The following is an 857-nucleotide window of genomic DNA, read 5'->3' on the forward strand; positions in this document are numbered from 1 at the left end:
CGCTGCGGCGGGCCCTGGTCCTGCTGCTCGGCGGCGACCCGGCCGTCGGGGCGTTCGTGGCGCGCCTGGTCGCCGCGGCCGCCGGCGCCGAGGGGGTCGCGGCCTCCGTCGTGCGGTTGCTGGCCGCCACCCACCCCGCCGACCCCGGCATCGCCGTGGGGTTGCTGCTCAACCACGTCGAGCTGGCCCCGGGGGAGGCGGTGTTCCTGGGGGCGGGCACGGTGCACGCCTACCTGCAGGGCCTGGGGGTGGAGGTGATGAACAACTCCGACAACGTGCTGCGCGGTGGGCTGACGAGCAAGCACGTCGACGTGCCCGAGCTGCTGCGGGTCGTCGTGTTCGCCCCGCGACCCCCGCACGTGGTGGTCCCCGTCGAGCAGCCGGCCGGTCGCCTGGCCTACCACCCGCCGGCCGCGGAGTTCCAGCTGCAGCGCCTGGCGCCGGTGGAGGGGGCGGAGCTGGTCGTGGACCGTCCCGGCGCGGCCGTGGTCCTCGTCGGCGCCGGCGCGCTGGAGCTGGTCACGCACGCGGGCACCACCCGCCTGCAGCGCGGTGACAGCGTGTTCGTGCCCGCCGCCGAGGGGGAGCTGCGCGTGCGCGCCCTGACCCCCGGTGCGGTGGCGTACGCCACGACGACCGGCGCGCCGGCGCACGCTCCGGCGTCCGGCGCCTGAGCCGGCCGGCGCGGACCCGTCCCGCACGGTTCCCCACCGGCACCACCGGCTGCGAGCATGACCAGCGGCCGGCGCATGCCGCGCCGGCCGCTGCGGGACGAGGGCGGGAGGTGCCGTGGACGAGCGCTGGTGGGCCCGGTCCGGCGCAGCGGCCCTCACCGGCCTGGCCGCCGCCGCCGTCAC

The 857-nt window shown here is 78.6% G+C and carries 1 pseudogene; it reads left to right on the forward strand.

What is annotated here, in order from left to right:
• Positions 1-674, forward strand: a pseudogene (locus ABEB16_RS22625) (mannose-6-phosphate isomerase, class I); the annotation flags it as partial.
• Between the last annotated feature and the right edge of the window lie 183 nt (positions 675-857).

The sequence above is a fragment of the Kineococcus glutinatus genome (assembly GCF_039542765.1).
GTDB lineage: Bacteria > Actinomycetota > Actinomycetes > Actinomycetales > Kineococcaceae > Kineococcus_A > Kineococcus_A glutinatus.